Raw genomic sequence first — 450 nt, 5'->3', positions numbered from 1 at the left:
AATCTTCGCACGTTCTACGCCCAAATCTTTAACTGTTGCTTCACTACTATTCCCTTTAATTTCCCAATAGCGTGGGACTTCTACTTGATTGAAATAGCGTGGCTTTTCATCGCCTGTCAGTTGATAGTTTGCAAAAAACTGATAAGGTGTCATGATTTGCTCCGGTAAGAAACCATCATCTTCCAAAACAATTGTTTGATGCGCATGACCTGCGAGTTGCAACGTGTCATACAACGTTCGTGCTTGGTTATCAAAACGCTCAAATAGATTAATCATGTGTTACCTCCCAAATCAAGTCTTGCCATTTTTGTTGCACTTCTGGTGTTAAATATGGACGTGCAAGATGATATGACGTGCGATGTGGTTGCTTCGGTCCATCATTGAAAAATCGAATGATGTGCTGTGCATATTGTGATACGATCTCATCTGTCGCTGTTTCTTTAACATTAA

At 40.2% G+C, this 450-nt stretch carries 2 pseudogenes; both read right to left on the bottom strand.

The window, feature by feature from the left end:
- Positions 1-276, bottom strand: a pseudogene (locus SH09_RS13095) (accessory Sec system glycosylation chaperone GtfB); the annotation flags it as partial.
- A pseudogene (locus SH09_RS16635) lies at positions 269-450 on the bottom strand (accessory Sec system glycosyltransferase GtfA); the annotation flags it as partial. The pseudogenes SH09_RS13095 and SH09_RS16635, both read right to left, overlap by 8 nt.

This window comes from Staphylococcus gallinarum, from assembly GCF_000875895.1.
Classification (GTDB): Bacteria; Bacillota; Bacilli; order Staphylococcales; family Staphylococcaceae; genus Staphylococcus; species Staphylococcus gallinarum.
The sequence above is the reverse complement of the archived record's forward strand: the minus strand, read 5'-3'. Positions and strand labels throughout refer to the sequence as shown.